Origin of the sequence: Pantoea sp. SIMBA_079 (assembly GCF_046940275.1) — a bacterium.
Classification (GTDB): domain Bacteria; phylum Pseudomonadota; class Gammaproteobacteria; order Enterobacterales; family Enterobacteriaceae; genus Pantoea; species Pantoea borealis.
The window spans coordinates 1-243 of sequence record NZ_JAWRYR010000795.1; the positions used below are offsets into that span (position 1 = coordinate 1).

Here is a 243-nt window from a genome sequence, read left to right on the forward strand (position 1 = left end):
GACGTCCTATAGTCGAGAGAAGTTTTTCTATCGATTTCGTTTCATTTGCAATCTTTGAGAACGATTCCATCTTCCCAAGCTCGGCACGCATTGCCTCGACTCGAGACAAAGTCTGCGCATCAAGTCGACTAGCATCGATGTTAGCCAGCGCGTTCCTAGTTGCAAAGCTAATCTCGTCCAGGTTTTGCCACATTGCCTTCGAAAAGGCTGCACGTGCTTCCGCATCAGTGGCGAGCTTAGTAG

1 protein-coding gene is annotated in these 243 nt (G+C 49.0%); it reads right to left on the bottom strand.

Features of this window, described 5'->3' with window-relative positions; translation table 11 throughout:
• Nucleotides 1–243 (bottom strand): hypothetical protein (locus SB719_RS22130; protein ID WP_412160029.1); only part of this gene is annotated, 243 nt, incomplete at both ends.